23 protein-coding genes and 1 pseudogene are annotated in these 21689 nt (G+C 66.7%); 9 read left to right on the forward strand and 15 right to left on the reverse strand.

Annotated elements, in window-relative coordinates:
• Window positions 1-74 precede the first annotated feature (74 nt).
• From OJF58_RS20375 to OJF58_RS20420, 10 genes are read right to left on the reverse strand one after another with little or no spacing between them, the layout of a single operon-like run.
• Window positions 75-917, reverse strand: a complete 843-nt coding sequence (locus tag OJF58_RS20375) for an alpha/beta hydrolase (RefSeq protein WP_300779575.1) — start codon at window positions 915-917, stop codon at window positions 75-77.
• Between the two features lie 2 nt (window positions 918-919).
• Complete coding sequence (locus tag OJF58_RS20380) at window positions 920-1303, reverse strand: hypothetical protein (RefSeq protein ID WP_300779576.1); 384 nt, start codon at window positions 1301-1303, stop codon at window positions 920-922.
• Window position 1304: 1 nt separating this feature from the next.
• Window positions 1305-2489 carry a CoA transferase gene (locus OJF58_RS20385; RefSeq protein WP_300779577.1) on the reverse strand — a complete coding sequence of 395 codons (1185 nt, stop codon included), beginning with the start codon at window positions 2487-2489 and terminating at the stop codon, window positions 1305-1307.
• 21 nt (window positions 2490-2510) lie between these two features.
• Window positions 2511-4757 (reverse strand): TRAP transporter permease, encoded by a 2247-nt coding sequence (locus OJF58_RS20390; RefSeq protein ID WP_300779578.1) that lies wholly within the window; start codon window positions 4755-4757, stop codon window positions 2511-2513.
• Between the two features lie 28 nt (window positions 4758-4785).
• Window positions 4786-5937, reverse strand: a complete 1152-nt coding sequence (locus tag OJF58_RS20395) for a TAXI family TRAP transporter solute-binding subunit (protein ID WP_300779579.1) — start codon at window positions 5935-5937, stop codon at window positions 4786-4788.
• Window positions 5938-5946: 9 nt separating this feature from the next.
• Complete coding sequence (locus OJF58_RS20400; protein ID WP_300779580.1) at window positions 5947-7095, reverse strand: TAXI family TRAP transporter solute-binding subunit; 1149 nt, start codon at window positions 7093-7095, stop codon at window positions 5947-5949.
• A 44-nt stretch (window positions 7096-7139) separates the two neighbouring features.
• Entirely contained in the window at window positions 7140-7526 is a 387-nt protein-coding gene (locus tag OJF58_RS20405; protein ID WP_300779581.1) for a cupin domain-containing protein, read from the reverse strand.
• Window positions 7523-8491, reverse strand: a complete 969-nt coding sequence (locus OJF58_RS20410) for a hydroxymethylglutaryl-CoA lyase (RefSeq protein ID WP_300779582.1) — start codon at window positions 8489-8491, stop codon at window positions 7523-7525. The genes OJF58_RS20405 and OJF58_RS20410 overlap by 4 nt, the downstream gene beginning before the upstream one ends.
• A 19-nt stretch (window positions 8492-8510) precedes the next feature.
• Window positions 8511-10016 (reverse strand): tripartite tricarboxylate transporter permease, encoded by a 1506-nt coding sequence (locus OJF58_RS20415; RefSeq protein ID WP_300779583.1) that lies wholly within the window; start codon window positions 10014-10016, stop codon window positions 8511-8513.
• Between the two features lies 1 nt (window position 10017).
• Window positions 10018-10467, reverse strand: coding sequence for a tripartite tricarboxylate transporter TctB family protein (locus OJF58_RS20420; protein WP_300779584.1), 450 nt, complete (start codon window positions 10465-10467; stop codon window positions 10018-10020).
• A gap of 371 nt (window positions 10468-10838) precedes the next feature.
• On the opposite strand from OJF58_RS20420, the gene OJF58_RS20425 reads away from it, so the two are divergent.
• The 3 genes from OJF58_RS20425 to OJF58_RS20435 are packed head-to-tail and all read left to right on the forward strand — an operon-like array spanning window position 10839 to window position 13323.
• Window positions 10839-11885: a phosphotransferase gene (locus OJF58_RS20425; RefSeq protein WP_300785331.1), complete on the forward strand. Its 1047-nt coding sequence runs from the start codon at window positions 10839-10841 to the stop codon at window positions 11883-11885.
• Entirely contained in the window at window positions 11882-12544 is a 663-nt protein-coding gene (locus OJF58_RS20430) for a TetR/AcrR family transcriptional regulator (protein ID WP_300779585.1), read from the forward strand. Before OJF58_RS20425 ends, OJF58_RS20430 begins: the two co-directional genes overlap by 4 nt.
• Before the next feature lie 17 nt (window positions 12545-12561).
• Window positions 12562-13323, forward strand: coding sequence for a C13 family peptidase (locus tag OJF58_RS20435; protein WP_300779586.1), 762 nt, complete (start codon window positions 12562-12564; stop codon window positions 13321-13323).
• A gap of 3 nt (window positions 13324-13326) precedes the next feature.
• Here OJF58_RS20435 and OJF58_RS20440 read toward each other — a convergent pair whose 3' ends face one another.
• On the reverse strand, window positions 13327-13716 hold the full coding sequence (locus tag OJF58_RS20440) for a RidA family protein (protein WP_300779587.1): 390 nt from the start codon (window positions 13714-13716) through the stop codon (window positions 13327-13329).
• 94 nt (window positions 13717-13810) lie between these two features.
• Here OJF58_RS20440 and OJF58_RS20445 point away from each other — a divergent pair, with 94 nt between their 5' ends.
• Both OJF58_RS20445 and OJF58_RS20450 read left to right on the forward strand, forming a co-directional pair.
• On the forward strand, window positions 13811-14593 hold the full coding sequence (locus OJF58_RS20445; RefSeq protein ID WP_300779588.1) for an enoyl-CoA hydratase-related protein: 783 nt from the start codon (window positions 13811-13813) through the stop codon (window positions 14591-14593).
• Between the two features lies 1 nt (window position 14594).
• Window positions 14595-15806, forward strand: coding sequence for a cobalamin-independent methionine synthase II family protein (locus tag OJF58_RS20450; RefSeq protein ID WP_300779589.1), 1212 nt, complete (start codon window positions 14595-14597; stop codon window positions 15804-15806).
• A gap of 31 nt (window positions 15807-15837) precedes the next feature.
• Here the strand turns inward: OJF58_RS20450 and OJF58_RS20455 are convergent, their stop codons facing one another.
• On the reverse strand, window positions 15838-17457 hold the full coding sequence (locus tag OJF58_RS20455; protein WP_300779590.1) for an AMP-binding protein: 1620 nt from the start codon (window positions 17455-17457) through the stop codon (window positions 15838-15840).
• A gap of 98 nt (window positions 17458-17555) precedes the next feature.
• On the opposite strand from OJF58_RS20455, the gene OJF58_RS20460 reads away from it, so the two are divergent.
• Together OJF58_RS20460 and clpS are read left to right on the forward strand one after the other, a co-directional pair.
• Complete coding sequence (locus OJF58_RS20460; protein ID WP_300779591.1) at window positions 17556-18152, forward strand: glutathione S-transferase N-terminal domain-containing protein; 597 nt, start codon at window positions 17556-17558, stop codon at window positions 18150-18152.
• A 59-nt stretch (window positions 18153-18211) separates the two neighbouring features.
• A complete protein-coding gene (clpS, locus tag OJF58_RS20465; protein ID WP_300779592.1) occupies window positions 18212-18520 on the forward strand; it encodes an ATP-dependent Clp protease adapter ClpS in 309 nt (102 codons plus the stop codon).
• A gap of 14 nt (window positions 18521-18534) precedes the next feature.
• Here clpS and OJF58_RS20470 read toward each other — a convergent pair whose 3' ends face one another.
• Together OJF58_RS20470 and OJF58_RS20475 are read right to left on the reverse strand one after the other, a co-directional pair.
• Entirely contained in the window at window positions 18535-19737 is a 1203-nt protein-coding gene (locus OJF58_RS20470; RefSeq protein ID WP_300779593.1) for a pyridoxal phosphate-dependent aminotransferase, read from the reverse strand.
• Window positions 19738-19841: 104 nt separating this feature from the next.
• On the reverse strand, window positions 19842-20018 hold the full coding sequence (locus tag OJF58_RS20475; protein WP_300779594.1) for a hypothetical protein: 177 nt from the start codon (window positions 20016-20018) through the stop codon (window positions 19842-19844).
• A 3-nt stretch (window positions 20019-20021) separates the two neighbouring features.
• On the opposite strand from OJF58_RS20475, the pseudogene OJF58_RS20480 reads away from it, so the two are divergent.
• Window positions 20022-20306, forward strand: a pseudogene (locus OJF58_RS20480) (DJ-1/PfpI family protein); the annotation flags it as partial.
• Between the two features lie 3 nt (window positions 20307-20309).
• Here the strand turns inward: OJF58_RS20480 and OJF58_RS20485 are convergent.
• Window positions 20310-20735 carry a heme-binding protein gene (locus OJF58_RS20485; protein WP_300779595.1) on the reverse strand — a complete coding sequence of 142 codons (426 nt, stop codon included), beginning with the start codon at window positions 20733-20735 and terminating at the stop codon, window positions 20310-20312.
• Window positions 20736-20804: 69 nt separating this feature from the next.
• On the opposite strand from OJF58_RS20485, the gene OJF58_RS20490 reads away from it, so the two are divergent.
• Window positions 20805-21689, forward strand: coding sequence for a DUF72 domain-containing protein (locus OJF58_RS20490; protein WP_300779596.1), 885 nt, complete (start codon window positions 20805-20807; stop codon window positions 21687-21689).

The following is a 21689-nucleotide window of genomic DNA, read 5'->3' on the forward strand; positions in this document are numbered from 1 at the left end:
TTCCGAGCGAAGCGAGGAATCCTTGAGCGGCGCTGCGAAAGATCCCTCACTGCGCTCGGGATGACACGGAACGGCTAAGGTATCTTGCTCAGCACCGGCAGGATGTATTCGCGGAACTTGGCCGGGTTCTCGCTCATGGGAAAGTGACCCACTTCCTTCATGATCTTCACGTCGACGCCGGGGATCTGCCGCGCGGTGCGCAGCGTGTCCTCGGGCGTGCAGGAGAAGTCGTACTCGCCAGTCAACAGGTAGAGCGGGCAGATGTTCGTGTCGATCGACTTCGCCTTCTCGCGCAGATCGCCATCCACCCGGTAGAAATAGAGATCGCCCTTGAACACGCCAGGGCCGCCCTGCATGTACATCCAGAGCGTCTCGTGGCGATGGACCGGCGGACTCTGCGGCGCGATCAGGCCGGATACCAGCGCCGCGCAGACCTCGCCGCCATGGATGTCGGGCCGATGCAGCCAAGACGTGTCGTACCAGGGCTGCTGGAAATCCGCCGCTTCGAGGGCGATCAGCGCCCGGAATTCCCTGGCATGGGCGATCGCGAGGTTGAGCACGATGCGGCCGCCGATCGAGCAGCCCATCACGACCGGCCGGTCGAGCTCCATCGCGCGGCAGAAGGCACGGATGGCGGCGGTGTAGCCCTCCGTCGTGAGACGGTATTCCTGGCGTTCCCATCCGTCCGGAGGCGTCGACTTGCCATGCCATGGCAGATCGAATGCCAGCACGCGGAAACGCCGGGTGATCTCGGGCTCGGCCATCAGATGGCGATACTGACGGCCGTCGGCGCCGGCCGTGTGCAGGCAGACGAGGGGAATGCCCTGGCCCGCCTCCTCGAAATAGAGGCGGTGAGGGACGCCGTCGATCTCGGTGTGCAGATAGCGACCGACCATGGGATCGAGCCTGGGCGCCACGGTCAGCCTCCTCCCGGCGCCCGCCGCGGCAGTGCCAGCAGGTCCTTGAAATATTGCAGGTTCTGCAGCAGCGGACGCAGATCGCCTTCCATCGAGGCCACACCCCGCTTGGCAAGGGCGAAGAGGTCGTGCCAGCCCGGGTCGGGGGTCGTCTTCCAGTAGTTGATCCAGGCCTCGTCCGTGGCGCGCACGGTGAAGGCGGTCGAGCGCATCAGCCTCTGACCCCGCTCGAGCGCGGCCAGCGCGCCGTCGCGGATCGAGAGAAAGAACGGCTCCGCCCCGATATCGATCCGGCAGTCGACGGAAAGCCAGCGCCCGCGGCGCAGCAGGTCGGGGTCGGCGGACAGCAGGGCCGGCAGGTCGGCGAAACGGTCCGCGGGCGACATCTCAAACCACCCGGTCGGCCCGCAGCTTCTCGATGTCGGCCGGCCCGTAGCCGAGCTCGCGCAGGATCTGGTCGGTGTGCTCGCCGAGCTTGGGCGCGCGCGTGCGGATGGAAAGCGGCGTGCGCGAGAGCTTCACCGGCTCCTGCAGCACCGGCACCGGCTTGGCCGCGCCGGGGAACTCCATGTGGTGGAAGAAGCCGGCCTGCTGGACATGCGGGTCGTCGAGCGTCTGTTGCGGCGTATAGACGGCGCCCGCCGGGATGCGGTTGGCTTCGAGCTCGGCCAGGGCCTCGGCGACCGTGCGCCCGCCGCACCACTTCTGCATGATCTCCGACAGGGCTTCGCCATTGTCGCCGCGTGCGAGATCGTCCTTGAAGCGCGGATCCCTCGCGAGACTCTCGTCGCCCATCAGCTTGCACCAGCGGACGAACAACGGCTGGCCGATGGTCATCGCGTAGATCCAGCCGTCCTTGCACTTGAAGGTATCCGATGGCCCGGCGGTGAAGCCGCGGTTGAGCGTCGCCACCCGATTGAGACCGAGCATCGCCTGCTCGATCAGATGACCGTTGGCGATGTTGATGGCGGTGCGCAACAGCGCTGTCTCGACCTTCTGCCCCTTGCCGGTCTTGGCGCGGTCCATCAGGGCCGCGAGCACGCCGACGGTGCTGAGCAGCGCCGAGCTGAAATCGACATACGGCGTGTTGGCGCGGGTCGGCACCTTGCCGTCGCCCGAGAGATACATGGCGCCCGACATCGCTTGGCCGATCGTGTCGAAGCCGACGCGGGTCGCATAGGGGCCCTCCGAGCCGAAGGTCGAATTGGTGGCGAGGATGATGCGTGGATTGATGGCCGAGAGGGACTCGTAGTCGATCCCCATCTTCTGCAGGTCTTCATAGGGCAGGTTCGCGATCACCACGTCGGAGACGGCGACCAGCTTCCGGACGATCTCGCGGCCGGCGGGCTTCATCGGGTTCAGCGTGAGGCCGAGCTTGTTGCGGCCCATCTGGAGGAACATGGCGCCTTCGCCGCCTTGCACGACCGGCGTCACCCAGCGGTCCTCGCTGCCGTCGAGCTTCTCGATGCGGATCACCTCCGCGCCGAGATCGCCCAGCATGGTGCCGCAGAAAGGACCGGCGATGTACCGGCCGAAATCGAGAACGCGAATGCCTTCCAGGACCCCTGCCATCAACTTCCGCCTCGCTGCTGATCAGGCCGCGCGAACGCGGCGGACGAGCAATAGCGCGACAGCGAGGGTGGGGACAAGAATGGCCAGGGCCAGAAGCTCCATCGCCGCATTGCCAAGCGGCATGAAGCCGCCGCCGGGCGTGGCGAGAACCAGCCCGCCCACGATCAGCAGCACCCGGACCGGCCACTCGAGGATGCCGACGGTCTGCAGGTTGCCGATGCCCGCCTGGTAGCCCTGGATGCCGCCGCAGATGAACATCGTGCCGATCAGCGCCGTCACGACGAGGTAGACGGCCTCGAGGTAGGGCACCGGACCGCCCGGCGCCGCCTGCAACACGAGGGCCGGATTGGCGACGAAGAAGAACGGGATGAAATAGATGATGCAGCCGACCCACATCGATTCCCAGCCGGTCTTCATCGCCGGCGCTCCGGCGATGCCGGCGGCGGCGAACGAGGCGATGGCGACCGGCGGCGTGATCGAGGACAGCATGCCCCAGTAGAAGATGAACATGTGGACGGCCATCTTGTTCATGCCGAGCTTTTCGAGCGCCGGCCCGACCAGGATGGCGAGGAAGATGTAGCAGGCCGTCGTCGTGAGGCCGAGGCCCAGGATCAGGCTGGTGATGGCGCACATCGCGAGCAGCAGGAGGGCGTTGCCGCCGGCCAGGGCGAGGAGATCGTTGGCCAGCGAGGCGATGACACCGGTCAGCGAGAAGGCGCCGATCAGGAGGCCGCAGCCCGCCAGGATGCCGACCAGCTCGACGAAGGTCCGCCCGTTGGCCTCCAGGAAGCGGGCGTAGCGCGCCAATCCCCAGCGCTTCTCGCCGAACGCCTCGTTCAGCACCACCAGAAGCAGCATGCCGCCCAGCATCGGCATCAGGAGCGCGTTCATCCAGGCATCGAAGAGTGCGTCGGCCGGTGTGGCCGCCGGCAAGGCGAACACCTTGGCGAGATCGTCGCTGCGCGCGGTCATGACCGCGGTCGCGATCACGGCGACAACGAGGTTGATCGTGTTGACCGGCCGCCAGCGGCCCGGCTGCTCCCATTGGTTCAGCACCAGCAGCAAGGCGGTCGCGTAGAAGGGCGCATGGCTCTCGCGCTTGAAATAGAGCAGCATCACGATCAGCACGACCACGACGAAGGCGAAGTACCAGCCCTCCCGGAAAGTCTGCCGGAGGCTCGGCAGCTCGCGCCTTTCGAGGCCGCGCAAGCCGTGCCGGGCGGCATAGGCATCGACCTGCATGAACAGGCCGGCGTAGTAGAGCAGAGCCGGGATGATTGCCGCGATGGCCACCTCGGCATAGGTCGTGCCCATGAACTGCGCCATCACGAAGGCCGTGGCGCCCATCACCGGCGGCGCCAGCACCGCGCCGGTCGAGGCGCAGGCCTCGATCGCTCCGGCATAGGAGGCGCGAAAGCCCGTCCGCTTCATGGTCGGGATGGTCATGGTGCCGGCGGTCAGCACGTTGCTGACGATGCTGCCCGACATCATGCCGAGCAGCCCGGAGGCGAAGATGCAGACCTTCGCGGCGCCGCCGCGGAAGGTGCCGCAGAGGGCGAAGGCGAGGTTGATGAAGAATTTGCCGGCGCCGGTCATCATCAGCGCGGTGCCGAAGACCAGGAAGCCGATCACCACGTCGGCGAAGGCCTGGATGGGAATGCCGAGCAGGCTCTCGGTCGAGAGCATGTGATAGGCGGTGGCTTGCTGCAGCGTCGATTGGTTGCCCTTGAGCGGCCCCAGCCACTCGGCGCCGGCGAACAGCGGATACACGGTGAAAGGCAGGACGCTCAGCAGCAGGCTCCAGCCGCCGGTCCGGCGCAGCGCCTCCATCAGCACCATCCACATGAAGTAGCCGGACCAGATGATCGGCTCCGGCGGCTCGCCGAACTCCCATCCGAGCTCGGCCGCCTTGCGGATGTTGAGCATGAGATAGAACGAGACCGCCGCGGTGCCGGCGAACAGGGCAACGTCGTACCACGGGATGCGCTCGACCGACGCCTTCGGGTTCCCCGGGAAGATCACGAAGGTGAAGGGCAGCATGCAGAGGATGAGCAGGTAGAAATATTCCGTGTTGAGCGGCGTGAAGCCGACGAAGAAGCGCAGCCCGAACTGCTGATTGATGCAGAGGAAGATCGTGACCCCGGTCAGGGCGACCAGCGCCCAGCGCCAGGCGCCGGCGAGGGTGCGGACCCGCAGGGTCTCGGCTTCCGCCGGACCGGCCTGATGAGGGTCGTCGAACACGACCTTCGCCTTTGCGACATCCGCCATCTCGACGTCCCCCTTCAACGGCGCGGCATCACTCGAAGACGACGTCGAGCCCCGCCTGCTGCAGCGTCTGCTTGCGCCGGGCGAGCCAGGCCTTGCGGAAAGCCTCCCGGTCGTCCGGCGGATTGGACTCGAGATGCTCGGCCCATGCCTTTGTCAGACGATCCTGCCGCGCCACCAGCGCATCGTTGTGCTTCTGCACCTCGGCCGTCCAGACACCGGCCTCCTTCAGCGCCTTGATCGCGCCATCGTGGAACGGCACCACCCAGTCGAGCTTCTGCCGCTTGACCTCGAGGCCGGCCGCGCCGGGAGCGCCGTCCTTATAGAGGTCGTAGTCGGCGATCATGGACCGGGTGATGGCGTAGGCGAGGTCCGTTGGCAGCCTGTCGTAGGCCATGAAGATCGGATAGGGGAAGCCCGCCATCTCGGCCGGCGCCTGCGGCGACAGCCCGGCGGAGCCGCAGGTGACCATGTGCGGCGAGATGAACGGGCTCACCTTGCGCAGGCGCGCCCATCCCGCCTTGTCGCCGTGCGGGGTGCGCATCCAGACGAGGCCGCGCGGCGAGCTGTCGACCTCCCTGGGCTGGGCGGAGAGGGTCGAGGCGAAGGCGGCGTCGGCCTCGTTGTTCAGCACGCCCTTCCACATGGCGCCGTAACTCGCGAACTCGACCAGCTTGACGTCGGCCGCCGAAAGTCCGCCGAAGGCCAGCATGCCAAGCGCGTTCTGGTTCAGCGCCGGCGAGCCGACCACCATTCCGACGCGCTTGCCACGCAGCCCCTTGAGCTCGGTCACGCCGGTATCCTTGGCCACGCCGAGCGCCGCACCGTTGCAGTCGTTGGAGTGCAGGAGCTGGCGCAGCCTTTGCGGGCCCCAGTCGCGCAGCCCGAACTCGAACACGCCTTCCTGGGCGAAGTAGGTGCCCGTCCCGTTGGCCGCGACCTGCGCCCTGCCGGCCTTGACCGGCGCCAGCCGGGCCACATCGTTGCCCGCGGGCAGAACGCGCAGGTCCGAGCCGTGGCGCTGCTTGAAGGCCTTGCCCACAGCGACCGCGATGTTGAAGCCGGAGGAGCCGGTGTCGTAGGCGGTGAACGTCAGGGTCGCAGGCAGCTTGGCATCCTCCGCCTCGGCGCTTGCAATCGTTGCCGACAATGCCACCAGCGCCAGGGCGAGGATTCGGATCATGCCCGCCTCCTATTCGAAGACCACGTCCATGCCGGCTTTTTTCAGCGCCTCGGCCCGGGCCTTGAGCCAGCCCCCGGCGAACGCCTTGTCGTCCGACGGAGCCGAGCCGCGATAGGCCTTCCAGGCATCCATCATGACCTTCTGGCGGGCGATCAGTCCGTCATTGTGCTTCTGCGCGGCATCGGACCAGACGCCCTTCTCCTTGAAGGCCTGGATCGCCCCCTCGTGGTACGGCACCACCCAGGTGAAGTTCTGGAGATCGAGCGCCATCCCGTCGGCGCCCGGCGCTCCCGCCTTGTAGCCGTCGTAGGTGTCGATCATGGTCTTGGTGATGGCGTGGATCGTGTCGGCCGGCCTGTCGGCATAGGTCATGAAGATCGGATAGGCGTACGACGCCATCGTCACCGGATGATCCGGCGACAATCCGCCGGCGCCGCAGGTTGCCTTCTGAGCCACGAAGTAGGGCGCCCGCTTGTGGATGCGCGCCCAGCCTTCCTTGTCCTCGGTCGGCATGGCCGGCCAGGTGATGCCGCGCGGCGAGCTGTCGGCCTCCTTGGCCTGACCCGAGATGGTCGAGGAAAGCGCCACGTCGGCCTCGTTGTTGATGATGCCCTTCCACATGGCGTTGTTCGACGAGAACTGGACCAGCGTGACGTCCTTCTCGGTCAGGCCGCCGAAGGAGATCAGCGCCAGCACGCCCTGGGTGAGCGCCGGTGAGCCGACCACGATGCCGACCCGCTTGCCCTTGATGTCCTTCACTTCCTTGACGCCGGTATCCTTGGCGACGGCGAGCGAGAGCCCGTTGCATGCGGTGGCGGCCATGATGAGCCGCGCCGGCTGTGGGCCCCAGCTCTTCGAGCCGAACTCGAACATGCCTTCCTGGGCGAAATAGGTGCCGATGCCCATCTGCGAGATGACGGCGCGATTGGCTTTGACCGGGGAAAGCCGGCCGGTATCGTTGCCCGACGGCAGGATGCGTACGTCGGACGAATGCGCCTGCTTGAACTGTTGCCCGATCGCGACGGCGATATTGAAGCCCGAGGAGCCCGTGTCATAGGCCGTCCACGACATCTCCTTCGGCATGTCGGCGAAGGCCGGGATCGCAAAGTTGGTGAATGCGCACAGAGCGGCGCCCGTCAGGGCCTGCCGTAGCTTCATGGACTCCTCCCTCGGTGCGCCTTGTGGCCGGCGCTAGAAGGGGGTCATGTTGCCAAGGGTACAGTCGTTGTGCAATCGAAGAACTCGTTGGGCTTGAGGAAGAACGCCAGCACGAGACAGCCCTCGTCGGTCCAGGCATCGTGCCGGCTGCCGGGGCGGCGCCACACATAGTTGCCCGCGGTGCAGACGCCCTCATGATCGATCAGCGATCCTTGCAGGACGTAGCTCTGCTCCAGGGCCACATGTTCGTGGAGCGGCAGCCGAGCACCTGGCGCCCAGCGCATCAGCACGGTCGACATGCCGGTCGCCTTGTTCTCCATCAGCACCTTGGACTCGATGCCGGGAAAGCGCGTCGGCATCCACGGCAGGCCCGCCACCGCGACGTAGGTCGAGTCCGGCACGGTGCCGGCCGACCCCGTCTCGGCGTTCATGCCGCCGCCTTCTGTGCAGCCTTCTGCTTGGCCGCCTTGAGCGTGCCGCCGCGCATCACATGGCCGGGCAAGGGGCGTCCCACGATCTGCTCGGCGAGTTTGGCCACCTCGATCAGCCGCTCGACGTCGAGGCCGGTCTCGATCCCCATTTCCTCGCACATGTAGGCGAAGTCCTCGGTGCAGATATTGCCGGCGGCGCCCTTGGTGGCGGCGAACGGGCAGCCGCCCAGGCCGGCGACCGAGGCGTCGAACTTCGTGACGCCCAGCCTCAGCCCGGCATAGGCTGAGGGCAGGCCGGTGCCGCGCGTATCATGCAAATGCAGCGAGATCTCGAGCTCGGGCCACCTGTTGCGGATGGCGCCGATCAGGCGCTCGACCGACTGCGGCGTCGCCCATCCCATGGCGTCCGTGAGCTTCACGCCCGTCAGCTTGAAGCCGGCCAGCTCCGCTTCGTCGAGGATCTGCTGGCAACGCTGCAGGATCAGCTCGGTCGACAGCTCGCCCTCGTAGTTGCAGCCGAACGCGCCCAGCACGACACCCCATTTCACCGGCATGCCGCGATCCTTGAATGTCTTGAGCGACAGCCGCTGCTCGACCAGCGAATCGGCGACGGACTTGCCGATGTTCTTGCGCGAGAAGGTCTCCGACGCGGTGATGCGCACGCTGCCCTCAACATCGAGCGGGCCGCGCAGCGCGCGCTCCAGGCCCTGCTGGTTGAGATAGAGCGCGCTGTAGTGGATGCCAGGCTTGCGATGGATCGCCGCCGCCACCTCCTCGGCGTCCGCCATGGTCGGCACGCGCTTGGGATTGACGTAGGACACGCAGGCGATGTGGGTGAGACCGGTTTCCGCCAACGCCTCGATCAGGCGCACCTTGTCGGCGACCGGGATCATCTTCTTCTCCGATTGGAAGCCCTCGCGAGGGCCTTCTTCGTCGATGGTCACGCGCTTGGGCAGGTCGGCCATGGCTACACTCCTTCGAGGATCAACCTTCTTCTTCCTGGAACGCCTTCTCGCGGGCCCGCTTGATGTTCGGCAACGCCATCAGCAGCAGGAGGATCGCGGTGGCGATCAGCAGACCGAGACTGATCGGCCTCGTGATGAAGACTGACGCATCGCCACGCGAAAGCAGCATGGCGCGTCGGAAATACTCCTCCATTTGCGGCCCGAGCACCAGTCCGAGCAGGAAGGGTGCGCCCTCGCATCCCAAGCGCGAGAAGATGTAGCCCATGATGCCGAAGATCGCGACCTGATACACATGGAATGTGCTGTTCGCGAGGCTGTAGGCGCCGATGGAGCAGAACAGCAAGATCGCCGGCGCCAGGAAACGGTAAGGCACCGTCAGCAGCTTCACCCACATGCCGATCATCGGCAGGTTGATGATGACCAGCATCAGGTTGCCGATCCACATCGAGACGATCATGCCCCAGAAGAGGTCCGGCTTCTTTGTCATCACCTCGGGCCCCGGCTGGATGCCCTGGATGATCATGGCGCCGACCATCAAGGCCATTACGGCGTTCGACGGGATGCCGAGCGTCAGCATGGGGATGAACGATGTCTGCGCCGCCGCGTTGTTGGCCGATTCCGGCGCCGCCACGCCCTCCACCGCACCCTTGCCGAATATCTCGGGAGTCTTCGAGATCTTCTTCTCGAGCGTGTAGGACGAAAAGGCGGCCAGGGTCGGGCCGCCGCCGGGCAGCACACCGAGGATCGAGCCGAGGCCGGTCCCCCGGAGGGCGGCCGGGATGGCACGGCGTATCTCCTCGCGCGTCGGCCACAGCGACGCGACCTTGATCGTACCCGAGCGTGTCAGCTTGCGTTCGAGGTTGACGACGATCTCGGCGATGCCGAACAGGCCCATCGCCACCGGTGCAAAATCGATGCCGTCGCTCAACTCCGGAATGTCGAAGGTGAAACGCTGTGCACCGGTGTTGACGTCGGTGCCGACCAGCCCGACCAACAGGCCGAGGAAGACCATGGCGATCGCCTTCATGACCGACCCGCTCGCCAGGATGACCGCGGCCACGAGGCCGAGCGCCATCAGCGAGCAGTAGTCCGACGGCCCGAACTTCTGGGCCATCTGGGTCAAGGGCTCGGCGAACAGCACGACGATGACGGTGCCGACCGTGCCGGCGAAGAAGGAGCCCAGCGCCGAGACCGACAGGGCGGCGCCCGCGCGTCCGTTGCGGGCCATCTGGTAGCCGTCGATGCAGGTGACGACGGACGAGGACTCGCCGGGCAGATTGACCAGGATCGATGTCGTGGAGCCGCCGTACGCGGCGCCGTAGTAGATGCCCGCCAGCATGATCAGGGCGGAGACCGGCGGCAGGTGGAAGGTGATGGGCAGCAGCATGGCGATGGTCGCCGTCGGGCCGATGCCCGGCAGCACGCCGATCAGCGTGCCGACCATGCAGCCGATGAAGGCATAGAGCAGGTTCTGCAACGAAACAGCGACCTGCAGGCCGAGCGCAAGGTGGTCGAACATGGCCATGTCACCAGATCCCGTTCACGATGGCGACGTTCATGCCGAGCCCGACCTTGAAGACGAGGATGCAGAGGATCGCCAGGACCACGATGTTGCCGATGACTTCGGTCAGCTTGAATTCGCTGCCGCCGAGCGAAGCGAGGAGGACGAGCGCGATCAGCGCGGGGAGCAGACCGGTCCTCTCGAACAGCAGCCCAAAGACGACAACGCCGATCGTCACCATCGCGATCGGCCGCAATCTCGGCGTTTCAACGGGCTCGCCGCCCTTGAGCATGGCGATGCCGGCAATGATCAACCCGAGCACCATCAGGATATAGCCCAGCATGTTCGGGACGTATCCCGGTCCCATGCGCACCGGCGTTCCGACGGCAAGATGGCGGCCGAAAAAAATCGCCGCCAGGCCGAAGGCGATGAACATCACCCCGGACAAGAAGTCCTTGCTCAGGAATCGACTCAAACGATGCCTCCCCGTCGTCTACATATCGCGATATTGGGTCCGGTGACCGGGACCTGCCTGACACTCCGGCAACCTCACCCAGCCGCAAGTTGCGTCGCCGATATGCATGTCAGCAGCGGCTCCGTCCAGCCTTTCGTCCACGAGGCGCGGCGCGGCCGCAAGCGGTAGCCAGCGCCCGCTGTGTCGCATGCCGGCATGCAAACGGGCAATGATCGGCAGTCGTGCAGGACCACGATTCCGCGCTGGTCGGTCGTTCAGCCGGCGGTTTTCGGCGTATTGCATGCCTGCGAACGGACGAGCAAACTCCGCCCGGGTAAACGCCCGTTCAGGAGCTCTTGGTGGCGAGAAAAGGCGCAGATTATATCGGCACGATGGCGGTGCAGGAGAAGCACCGCTTCGACGTCCAGGCCCTGGTCCGCTTCATGGCGGCCCGGGTGGCGGGCTTTGTGGAACCCTTGCAGGTGGAGCAGTTCAAGGGTGGGCAGTCGAATCCGACTTATCGCCTGACCGACGGCGGAGGCCGCCGCTACGTCCTGCGCCGCAAGCCCCCAGGCAAGCTCCTGCCCTCGGCCCACGCGGTCGATCGCGAGTTCCGCGTCATCTCGGCCCTGAACCGGACCAACGTGCCGACTCCGCGGGCGTACGCGTTGTGCGAGGACGACAGCGTTATCGGAACGGCGTTCTACATCATGGAATATTGCGACGGCCGGGTGCTGTGGGACCCGTTGCTGCCGGAGGTCCCGAAGGAGGGCCGGCTTGCCATCTACAGGGCGAAGTTCGAGACGCTCGCGAAGCTGCATGCCGTCGACTATGTAGCGTTGGGCCTGGCGGACTTCGGCCGTCCGGGCAGCTATGTGGCACGGCAGATCTCGCGCTGGGGCAAGCAGTACAAGGCGTCGGAGACGGAGAAGATCGAGTCGATGGACAAGCTTCTCGACTGGCTGCCGGCGCATCTGCCGGCCGGCGACCAGACGGTGCTGGTGCACGGCGACTATCGCCTCGACAACATGATCTTCCACGCCGCCGAGCCGCGCGTGCTGGGCATCATCGACTGGGAGATCTCGACCCTGGGCGATCCCCTGGCCGAGCTGTCCTATCTCTGCATGCTGTGGCGCACGCCCAGGGATTGGGGTGGCCTCGACGGCCATGACCTCCAGGCCCTCGGCCTGCCGACCGAGCGGGAGATGGTCGCCTACTATTGCGATCTGTCGCGGCGAGTTCCGCCCGACCCTGGTCTTTGGGAATTCTACATGGCCTACAATCTCTTTCGCGTCTCCTGCATCAGGCAGGGCGTGTATGCGCGGTCGCTCGACGGCACCGCGTCGAACATCCGGGCCGCGGACTCCGGCAAGCTGGTACGGCCGGCCGCCGATCTCGCCTGGAGGCTCGTGTGCGACATGGCCGGAGCCACGCCATGATCCGGCGCAAGACGGCGCGGAATGCCTCCACGGCGTCCGCGGCGATCGAGCGCGAGGGCCGGCCGCCGGTCGAGGCGATCCGCACCGCCGCGTTCCGCCAGTTCGCGGAGCGCGGCTACCCGGTCGTCACGGTGCGCGACATCATGAAGGCGTGTGGCCTGACCCAGGGCGCGCTGTACAACCACTTCCGCTCCAAGGACGAGCTGCTGCACGACATCATCGCCTCGACCCAGGCGGAGCTCGAGCGGGTCTGCCGGCAGGCGGTCGCGGAGGCCGGCGAGGATCCGCAGGCCAAGCTCGCGGCCTTCGTGCGCGCCTATGTCGTGCGCCACTGCCGGCTGCGGGTCGAGGCGCTGGTGGCCAACCGCGAGCTGGGTTGGCTCGATCCCAGCCGCGTCGCCGACATTCGCCGTTCGCGGCGCGCCATCCGCGATGTGCTGGTCGGCATTCTCGCGCAGGGCGTGGAGCGCGGCGTGTTCGCGCCGCCCAAGGTCGACGGGCGGGAGGATCTCAAGGCGGTCGCCATGGCGTTGCTCGACCAATGCACGCACGTCTCGATGTGGTACGGTCCGGGCGGCCGTCTGGCCGAGGAACAGATGGCGGCGCTCTACGCCGAGATGGCGTTGCGCTCGGTGGGAGCGAAGCGGCCGGCCGCCTGAGATAGGGAGACATCCGCATGTCCTTGCGCGCCGCGACCTTCGTCTTCGCGCTGTCGGTTGCGGCTTGCATGTCGTCGTCGGACGGTGCGCCGTCGCTCGCGCCGCCTGCCGATCGGCCGATGGCCGGGCCGGCCACCTCCGTGCCGGCGACCGGCTGGCATGCGATGCTGGTCGGTGGCGACGACAGCAGTCCTGCTTTCGACAACGCCGTGGATACGTTGCGGGAGCGGCTTGCGGCGCTCGGCGTGCGCACCATTCGGACCTTCACGGCCGACCGTACGGGAGGCGCCGGCCTTGCGACCTCCACCAATGTCCGCGACGGGCTGCGCAACGTCGGCGGCGACGCCTGTTTCGTCTACATCACCAGCCACGGCGAGGAGCGCGGCTTCGTCCTGCGCGCCGACCGACGGGTATTCGGTCCGTCCGTGCTTGACCGTGACTTGGAGCAGAGCTGCGGCAGCGTTCCCACCGTGCTGGTCGTCTCCGCCTGCCACAGCGGCGTCTTTATCAGTTCGGAGACACGCCGGCCCAACCGCATCATCCTGACGGCCGCCGCGGCCGACCGCACCAGCTTCGGCTGCGGCGCCGACGACGACTATACCTACTATGACCAGTGCTTCCTGCAGCAGATCGACACTGCCCGCACGTGGCGCCAGGTGGCGACTGGCACGAAGTCCTGTGTCGAGGTGCTGGAGCGGCGGCTGGGGGTGCGTCGGGAATCGCGACCGCAGGCCTTCTTCGGCGCCGCGGTCGCCAATCTGCATTTGCCGGGACGATAGGTCTTATCCGCCGATCACCGCCACGAAATCGCAAGTGAGGTGACTGGGACTGTTGGCGTCGAGGAAGAGGGTATGGCGCGCGGGACGCGACTCGGCATCGGGAAACATCCTGGTCCATTCGCCGTTCAGCGCCTTGCGCCCGGTCGCGGGATCCTTCATCCAGAAGTTGACCTTGACGATGTCGTCCACCGTGCCGCCTGCCGCCTCGACGCACAGCCTGATCTGCTTGAAGACGTTGGTGACCTGCCCGTCGAGATCGGCCGGCATCGCGCTGGTCTCGGGATCGCGACCGCTGATGACGCTCGACATCAGGATGTTGCCGATGCGGCTCGCATTGGGGATCGGGTTCTGGTGCTTGAATCCCGGATAGCTGACGCTCTTGCGCTTGGCCATTGCTTGTTTCTCCTGTTGCAATTCCCGCGGCTCGTGATTTGGTCGGCCAGCATGGCATCAAGAAGTATCTGAAGCGACTGCAAAGGAGGAAACGATGGCGCTCGTGGAGTATGAGCGGGATGGAGCGATCGTCACCCTGACGCTCAACCGGCCGGAGAAGCTCAACGCGTTCAGCGACGAGCTGGTCGGCGTGCTGGGCGAGGCGCTGCATCGCTTCGATGTCGACGACGAGGCCGAGATCGCCATCCTGCACGGCAACGGCCGTGCCTTCTCGAGCGGCGCCGATGTCCATCAGCGCCAGCTCCGCTCGCGCGAGGAGTTCCTGAAGCTCGGCGGCCCGCAGGGGCGCGGCACGCATTCGGCCGACCTGCTGACGAAGGCCGTCAACTGGAAGCCGGTCATCGCCGCGCCACATGGTTACGTCCTGGGCCTGTCAGTGGGCATCGTGCTCGAGTGCGATCTGATCGTGGCGGAGGAGGGCACGCGCTTCCAGATCACCGAAACCTCGCGCGGCCTCGGCGCGGGCAAATATTGGGGCCTGATGCAGTTCCGCGGCGGTGGCGCCTTCACAATGGAAGCGGCACTGACGGGGCGCTTCTTCACCGCCGAGGAGGCCTTCGCGGCCAACCTGATCAACCGCGTGGCGCCCAGGGGCAAGCATCTCGACGTAGCGCGGGAGCTTGCCGAGGAAGTGATCGGGAACCCGCCGCTCAGCGTGCGCTCGACCGTGAGATTGAGGCGCTGGTACATGGACCGCATGAGCCGCGAGATCATGCATCAGACCGCGCCCGAGCGACTCTATCTCACCGAGGACTTCCAGGAGGCCGCCAGGGCCTTCACCGAGAAGCGCAAGCCCGCCAGGTTCAAGGGGCGGTGATATGAGGACGAGCGGCGACCGCATCCTCACCAGCCATGCCGGCAGCCTGCCGCGGCCCGACGATCTCATCGAGGCCAACCGGCAACGCGAGGCGGGCAAGGCGGACGAGGCCGAGTTCCAGGAGGCGTTGCGGCGGAGCGTGGCGGACGTCGTGCGTCGCCAGAAGGAGGCGGGCATCGCGGTGCCCGGCGACGGCGAGTACGGCAAGTCGATGGGCCACAAGGTCAACTACCGCGCCTGGTGGAGCTATTCGTTTCAGCGCCTGGGCGGACTCAAGGTGGCCGGGCTCGGCCTCTACGACTTCCCGGTGCGCCGTTCGAGCCCGGGCAACGTCGTCCTGTCGAGCTTCGGCGATCGTCGCGACCGCCTGCGCTTCGCCGCGGCCTATGCCGATCCGGAGTCGGGCGTCTCCACCGGGCCGCGCACGACCGACTGGCCGGTCTGCGTCGGCCCGCTCACCTATACCGGCCAGGCGGCCATCGCGGCGGACATCGCCAACTTCAAGGCGGCGCTCGCCGCCAACGACATCAGCGAGGGCTTCATGACCTCGATCGGTCCGGGCAGCGCCTCGCGCATCGGCAACGAGCACTACAGGAGCGACGAGGAATTCGTGTTCGCCTGCGCCGAGGCGATGCGCGAGGAGTACAAGGCGATCGTCGATGCGGGTCTCATCCTGCAGATCGACGATCCGGCGATCGCCGAGAACTTCGACCAGATCAACCCCGAGCCCTCGGTCGAGGACTATCGCAAGTTCACCATGCCGCGCGTCGAGGCGCTGAACCATGCGCTGCGCGGCCTGCCGCAGGATCGCATCCGCTTCCATCTCTGCTGGGGAAGCTGGCACGGACCGCATACGACCGACATCGCCATGCGCGACATCGTCGAGGTGATGCTGAAGATCGATGCCGGCGCCTATTCCTTCGAGGCGGGCAATGTGCGCCACGAGCACGAATGGGCGGTATGGAAGGAGACCAGACTGCCCGACGACAAGCTGATCCTGCCGGGCGTGGTGAGCCACGCCACCAACGTCGTCGAGCATCCCGAGCTGGTGGCCGAACGCATCGGCCGCTTCGCGCGGCTGGTCGGTCGCGAACGCGTCATCGCCTCGACCGACTGCGGTCTCGGCGGCCGCGTCCATCGTGACATCGCCTGGGCCAAGCTCGAGATGCTGGCGCAAGGCGCCTCGATCGCGAGCCGCCGGTTGTGGCAGTGATCGTCTTTTGGACCGCGGGCATCCCGCTCGCTCATGAGCGAGCCGCAGGCTCACGGTCCACAAGAGCTTCTGCCATCTCGCGCAGCTTGTTGCGCTGGATCTTGAAGCCGTTGGCCGAGGGAGTCCTGGGGAAGTCGTCGACCGCGAAGACGCGCAACGGCACCTTGTAGTTGGCGAGGCCCTGCTTGCAATGGGCGATGACGGCGCCTTCGTCGAGGCCGGCGCCCGCCGCCAGCGTCACGAAGGAGACGGCACGAACACCTTCGGGCCGGGCGAGTGCGATGGTCTGGCAAGCCTCGATGCCGGGCAGCCTCTGGATGTGGGTCTCGATCTCGAGCGGATTGACCAGGAAGCCCGAGAGCCGCAGCACGTCGCCCATGCGGCTCAGGAACGTGAACCCCCCGTCGGCATCGAGCTCGCCCAGATCGCCGGTGCGGACATAGCCGTCGGCGGTGACCGTCTCGACCGTCGCCTTCTCGTTGCCCCAGTACCCCACCATCAGCGACGGGCCGGCGCACTCGATCATGCCGGGCTGCCCAGGCTCCAGCAGCGCGCCGCTTTCGGGGTCGCGTATGCGCACATGGGCGAGCGGCGATGTCGGCATGCCGCCGCCCTTCTTGCGCCGGACTGTCGGGGCGTCGAGAGGCTGTGCCGCGTACAGCGCCTGCACCTCGCTCATCCCGTAGAGGCCGCGCAGGATCAGGCCGCGCCGCTCCGCCGTCTCGGCGATCGATTCGAGCGCGGTATTGAAACCGGCATAGCCGGCCCATCGCACCGAGGGCATCGGCCTCTCGCCCGGCATGCGTTCGAGCAGACGGGAGAACATGTCGTCGCTGCCGAACAGCGTGGTCGGCCGATGGCGCTCGATCAGCGCGGCGATCGTATCGATGTCGTACGACTCCACCAGAACGCAGGGCTTGCCGGCGGCGAGCGCGGTGAGCGTCTGGTTGAAGCCGAAAACCCCGCAGAGCGGCATGATGCTCAGCGACAGCGTGTCGGCGGCCGCGAGACCGAAGGCGCGGGCCACTTGCTGGGCGTGGCCTGCGATCGCGCCCTGGCGATGGGCCACGAACTTCGGCGCGCTGGTGGTGCCGGAGGTGGTGAAGATATTGCAGACGGCCCTTGCGCCGGCATCGCTGGGGCCGCGCCGCGGCCGCGTCAGCAGACGGTCGAAAGGCACCCGCCGCAACCGCTCGACTGCGCCCGGCGTGGCGGCTGGCGTCTCGCCGACGATGACCAGCGCCTCGAGCGCATCGAGCGCCTGCGGCTCGATGTCGGCCAGGATCGAGAGGAAGTCGATGTGGCGGAAGCCGGGCGCACAGGCGAGCACCTTGGCGCCCGACCGGCTCACGATGTCGGCGACCTCGACGGCGCGATAGCGCGTGTTGACGGCGACGGCGATGGCACCGAGCCGTGCGCAGGCGAAGTAGAGCAGGAGATAGGCCGGCACGTTGGGCAGCCAGAGCGCCACACGGTCGCCGCGGCCGACGCCGAGATCGGCCAGGCCCTGCGCCACGCGCAGCGCGCGCTCGGCGAGCTCGGCAAAGGAGATCGTGCGGTCGCCATGCAGAAGCGCAGGCATGTCCGGTGTCTGCCCGGCCCAGTCGGCCAGCAGAGCCCAGACGTCCGAAGCAGGCTTGTCGAGCGGCATGCGGGCGGAGCCTACCTCAAGGCGGGGGCTCTGCCGAGGAGGCACCTCGTCGCCGAGTCTCCGACGCGCTATGTAGGGACGAAGCCACGGAGGAAGAAATGAAGCTCGCCTACTCAGCCGCCAGCCCCTATGTGCGCAAGGTGACGGCCTGCGCCATCAAGCGCGGCATCGACGACAGGATCGAGCGGCTGAAGATCGGCACCACCGATCCGGCGCTGCTGCAGTACAATCCGCTGTCCAAGGTGCCGACGCTCATGACCGACGACGGCATGGCGATCTACGACAGCCCGGTGATCTGCGAATATCTCGACAGCGTCGGCTCGGCGCCCAAGCTGTTCCCGGCCGCGGGCCCCGCGCGCTGGCGGGCATTGACGCAAATGGCGCTGGGCGACGGCATCCTCGACGCCACCCAGCCGCGCCGCCGCGAGCTCACGCTGCCGCAGGACGAGGGCCGCAAGAGCTATATCGAGCTGCAGCAAGGCAAGGTGAAGCGCGCCGTCGACCTCCTCGAGAAGGAGGCTGATACGCTGGGCGCGCTCGCGACCATCGGCGAGATCACGATCGGCTGCGCGCTGGGCTATCTCGATTTCCGCTATGCCAACGAGCCATGGCGTCCCGGCCATCCCAAGCTCGAGGCCTGGTATGCAAAGGTGGTGAAGCTGCCGCCACTCGCCGAGACCATGCCGGTGGGATGACGGCAAACGGGCTTTGGCCTAGGATCGCGCAGGATTTCGCCTCGGCATAGGAGCAGCCTATGAGCGACGACGTCGTCCTGAAGCCCGACACGGTCGCCAAGCCCAAGGTCCAGCAGCCGCGCCTCTACAAGGTCATCCTGCTGAACGACGACTACACGCCGCGCGAATTCGTCGTGCAGGTTCTGAAGGCGGTCTTCCGCACCAGCGAAGACCAGGCCTATCGCATCATGATGACCGCGCATCAGAGGGGGGCTTGCGTCGTCGCCGCCTTCACACGCGACGTCGCCGAGAGCAAGGCGAGCGAGGGCACCGACATGGGCCACCGCAAGGGCTATCCGCTCGCCTTCTCGACCGAGCCGGAGGAGTGACGACCGAACGGTCGTCACTTCAGATCGGCGCAGAACTCCTGGATGCGGCGGCAGCCCTCGCGCAGGCTCTCGATGTCGGTGGCATAGGAGATGCGGAAGTAGGGGCTCATGCCGTAGGCCGCGCCCTGCACCGTGGCGACCTGGCGCTCCTCGAGCAGCGCCGTCACGAAATCGGTGTCGGTCTCGATCTTGCGGCCGGCCCTGGTGGTCTTGCCGATGCAGCCCGCGATGTTGGGGAAGACATAGAACGCGCCCTCGGGCTTGTGACAGGTGATGCCCTTCGCGTCGCGCAGCCAGCCGACCACGAGGTCACGCCGGTTCTGGTAGTCGGCCACGCGTTCCCCGATCAGATCCTGCGGGCCGTCGAGCGCGGCCGTGACGGCGGCCTGGCCGATCGTCGAGACGCCCGCGGTCGCCTGGCCCTGCATGTTGGTCATGGCGGCGATCATTGCCTTCGGACCACCGGCATAGCCGACGCGCCAGCCGGTCATGGCATAGGCCTTGGAAGCGCCGTTCACGGTCAGGGTGCGGTCGCGGAGCCTCGGCTCGACCTCGGCGATCGAGCAGAACTCCTTTCCGTCGTAGGTGAGATGCTCGTAGATCTCGTCCGCCATGACCAGCACGTGCGGATGCGCCAGGAGCACGTCGGCGAGCGCCCGCATCTCCGTCCGCGAGCAGATCGCGCCGGTCGGGTTGTTGGGAAAGTTCAGCACCACCCATCTGGTTCGGGCCGTGATCGCCGCCTCGAGATCGGCCGCGCGCAGCTTGAACTGGTTGTTCTCGGGACAGGAGACGGAGACCGGCATGCCGCCCGCGAGCTTCACCTGGTCGGCGTAGCTGATCCAGCCGGGGGCGGGAATGATCACCTCGTCACCCGGATTCACACTCGCCATCACGGCGTTGTACATGATCTGCTTGCTGCCGTTGCTGACCATGATCTCGTCGAGCGCATAGTCGAGCCGGTTGTCGCGCCTGAACTTGCGCTGCACGGCCTCCTTCAGCGCCCGCGTGCCGTCCTGCGCCGGATATTTGGTGTCGCCGGCCAGCGCCGCCTTGTGGGCCGCCTCTATGGCGTGCTTGGGGGTCGGGAAGTCCGGCTCTCCGGAGGAAAGCCCCACGATCTTGACCCCTTGCGCGCGCATCTCGCGCACCTTGCGGGTCATGGCGGCGGACGCGGAAACCTTGACGCTCTTGAGACGCTCGGCGGGCTCGAACATGGATCCTTCCGGATGGGCGCCGACACTTAAGCCCCCGGGTCGGCGAGCGCAACCGGCGTTCGCGATGGAGAAGCCTTTCGTCGGGTGAAATGCCGGATGCGCTGTCAGCTCGCCCGCTGCGCGAAGTCCGGCAGGACCTCCGCCTGGTAGAAGCCGATGGCCCGCTTCTGGTCGTTCTGGGCGACATGGACGTTCACGACCGAGACACCGCTTCGGAACAGCTTGTCGATGGCTTCGATGTGGGTTTGGGGGTTGGTGCCGCTGCACCATTCGCCCGCCACCTGATGAAGCTCGTCAAAGCGTTTCTCGATTCGGGCAAGCCTGTCGCCGCGATCTGTCATGCACCCTGGCTGCTGATCCAGGCGGATGCCGTGCGGGGCCTTGCGCTCACCTCCTACACGTCGATCCGCAAGGACGTCGAGAATGCCGGCGGGAAATGGGTCGACAAGGAGGTGGTCGTCGACAAGGGCATCGTCACCAGCCGCTCGCCGGACGATCTGAAGGCCTTCGTGCCCAAGATCATCGAGGAGGTGAGGGAAGGCCGCCACCAGCAGCGCAAGGCGGCCTGATTCCTAACCCGACACCAGACCGGCGGCGAGGATGCCGGCGATGCAGACCGCCTCGTCCTCGTCGCCCGTGCCGCCGCTCGCGCCGGCCGCGCCGAGCAGGTTGCCTTCCGGGTCCTTGATCAGCACGGCGCCCGTCTGCGGCAGGAACTTGCCATGCGCGGTCGCGGCGAGCGCACCGAAGAACTGCGGATTCTCCTTGGCGCGCTGCAGAAGCGTGCGACTCGAGGCGCCCATGCCGACCGCGGCCCAGGCCTTGCCGATCGCCACATCGTTGCGAAACATGCTGGCCTCGTCCTCGCGCTGCAGCGCCTTCACGTGACCGCCGTCGTCGAGCACCGCGACCGCGAGCGGCTTCACCCTCATCTCGCGCGCCTTGGCGAGCGCTACTTCGATGATCTTGTTCGCTTGAGCCAGCGTTAGCTTCGACATGCCTCGACCTCATTCAAATGGCAAGCCGGCACTCTACCCAGCCCCGGGCCCGGAACCAGGATTGTCGGCATGCGTTTCCCTGCCATGGCGGCCGACGTCCGCATCGGCATCTCGGGCTGGACCTACAAGCCCTGGCGGGGTGCGTTCTATCCGCCCGGTCTGGCTCGGAACAAGGAGCTGGCCTACGCGGCGTCGATCTTTCGCAGCATCGAGATCAACGGCACGTTCTACTGCATGCAGCGCCCTGAAAGTTTTGCGCAATGGGCGGACGATACACCCGACGATTTCGTGTTTGCGGTGAAGGGGCCACGCTACCTCACGCACATGCTGAAGCTGCGCAATGCCGAGGCGCCGCTCGGCAACTTCTTCGCCTCGGGCGTATTGCGGCTCGGCGACAAGCTCGGCCCGGTCCTCTGGCAGTTTCCGCCCAGCTTCCGTTTCAATGCCGAGAAGCTCGAGACCTTCTTCAAGCTCTTGCCACGCGATAGCGACCATGCGGCGGAATGCGGCCGTCGGCACGATCATCGGCTGAAGGCGCGCGCCTGGCTGCGAAGCGACGGGCGACGGCCGATCCGCCACGCCATGGAGATCCGGCACGAAAGCTTTCGCGATCCCGCCTTTGTCGAACTGCTGCGCAAGCACGACGTGGCGCTGGTCTGCGCCGACACCGTCGACTGGCCGCTGTTGATGGATATCACCACCGACTTCGTCTACGTGCGCCTGCACGGCTCGACCGAGCTCTACAAGAGTGCCTACAGCCGCCCGGCCCTCGAGCGCTGGGCCGCGCGGGTCACGGCATGGCGCGATGGCCGGGCGATGACGGATGGTCACTTCATCACCCCCCGGCAGCCGAAGGCGAGGCCGCGCGACGTGTTCGTCTATTTCGACAACACCGACAAGCTGCAGGCGCCGAAGGATGCGCTCTCCCTGATGCGGCGGCTGGGGCAGGGCTGA

The sequence above is a fragment of the Enhydrobacter sp. genome, assembly GCF_030246845.1.
Taxonomy (GTDB): Bacteria; Pseudomonadota; Alphaproteobacteria; order Reyranellales; family Reyranellaceae; genus Reyranella.

Bases quoted from the DNA above. Each gene is read 5' to 3' on its own strand.
- OJF58_RS20380 (WP_300779576.1), bottom strand. From the start codon at position 1,303: ATGTCGCCCGCGGACCGTTTCGCCGACCTGCCGGCCCTGCTGTCCGCC.
- OJF58_RS20385 (WP_300779577.1), bottom strand. From the start codon at position 2,489: ATGGCAGGGGTCCTGGAAGGCATTCGCGTTCTCGATTTCGGCCGGTAC.
- OJF58_RS20390 (WP_300779578.1), bottom strand. From the start codon at position 4,757: ATGGCGGATGTCGCAAAGGCGAAGGTCGTGTTCGACGACCCTCATCAG.
- OJF58_RS20395 (WP_300779579.1), bottom strand. From the start codon at position 5,937: ATGATCCGAATCCTCGCCCTGGCGCTGGTGGCATTGTCGGCAACGATT.
- OJF58_RS20400 (WP_300779580.1), bottom strand. From the start codon at position 7,095: ATGAAGCTACGGCAGGCCCTGACGGGCGCCGCTCTGTGCGCATTCACC.
- OJF58_RS20405 (WP_300779581.1), bottom strand. From the start codon at position 7,526: ATGAACGCCGAGACGGGGTCGGCCGGCACCGTGCCGGACTCGACCTAC.
- OJF58_RS20410 (WP_300779582.1), bottom strand. From the start codon at position 8,491: ATGGCCGACCTGCCCAAGCGCGTGACCATCGACGAAGAAGGCCCTCGC.
- OJF58_RS20415 (WP_300779583.1), bottom strand. From the start codon at position 10,016: ATGGCCATGTTCGACCACCTTGCGCTCGGCCTGCAGGTCGCTGTTTCG.
- OJF58_RS20425 (WP_300785331.1), top strand. From the start codon at position 10,839: ATGGCGGTGCAGGAGAAGCACCGCTTCGACGTCCAGGCCCTGGTCCGC.
- OJF58_RS20430 (WP_300779585.1), top strand. From the start codon at position 11,882: ATGATCCGGCGCAAGACGGCGCGGAATGCCTCCACGGCGTCCGCGGCG.
- OJF58_RS20435 (WP_300779586.1), top strand. From the start codon at position 12,562: ATGTCCTTGCGCGCCGCGACCTTCGTCTTCGCGCTGTCGGTTGCGGCT.
- OJF58_RS20440 (WP_300779587.1), bottom strand. From the start codon at position 13,716: ATGGCCAAGCGCAAGAGCGTCAGCTATCCGGGATTCAAGCACCAGAAC.
- OJF58_RS20445 (WP_300779588.1), top strand. From the start codon at position 13,811: ATGGCGCTCGTGGAGTATGAGCGGGATGGAGCGATCGTCACCCTGACG.
- OJF58_RS20450 (WP_300779589.1), top strand. From the start codon at position 14,595: ATGAGGACGAGCGGCGACCGCATCCTCACCAGCCATGCCGGCAGCCTG.
- OJF58_RS20455 (WP_300779590.1), bottom strand. From the start codon at position 17,457: ATGCCGCTCGACAAGCCTGCTTCGGACGTCTGGGCTCTGCTGGCCGAC.
- OJF58_RS20460 (WP_300779591.1), top strand. From the start codon at position 17,556: ATGAAGCTCGCCTACTCAGCCGCCAGCCCCTATGTGCGCAAGGTGACG.
- clpS (WP_300779592.1), top strand. From the start codon at position 18,212: ATGAGCGACGACGTCGTCCTGAAGCCCGACACGGTCGCCAAGCCCAAG.
- OJF58_RS20470 (WP_300779593.1), bottom strand. From the start codon at position 19,737: ATGTTCGAGCCCGCCGAGCGTCTCAAGAGCGTCAAGGTTTCCGCGTCC.
- OJF58_RS20485 (WP_300779595.1), bottom strand. From the start codon at position 20,735: ATGTCGAAGCTAACGCTGGCTCAAGCGAACAAGATCATCGAAGTAGCG.
- OJF58_RS20490 (WP_300779596.1), top strand. From the start codon at position 20,805: ATGCGTTTCCCTGCCATGGCGGCCGACGTCCGCATCGGCATCTCGGGC.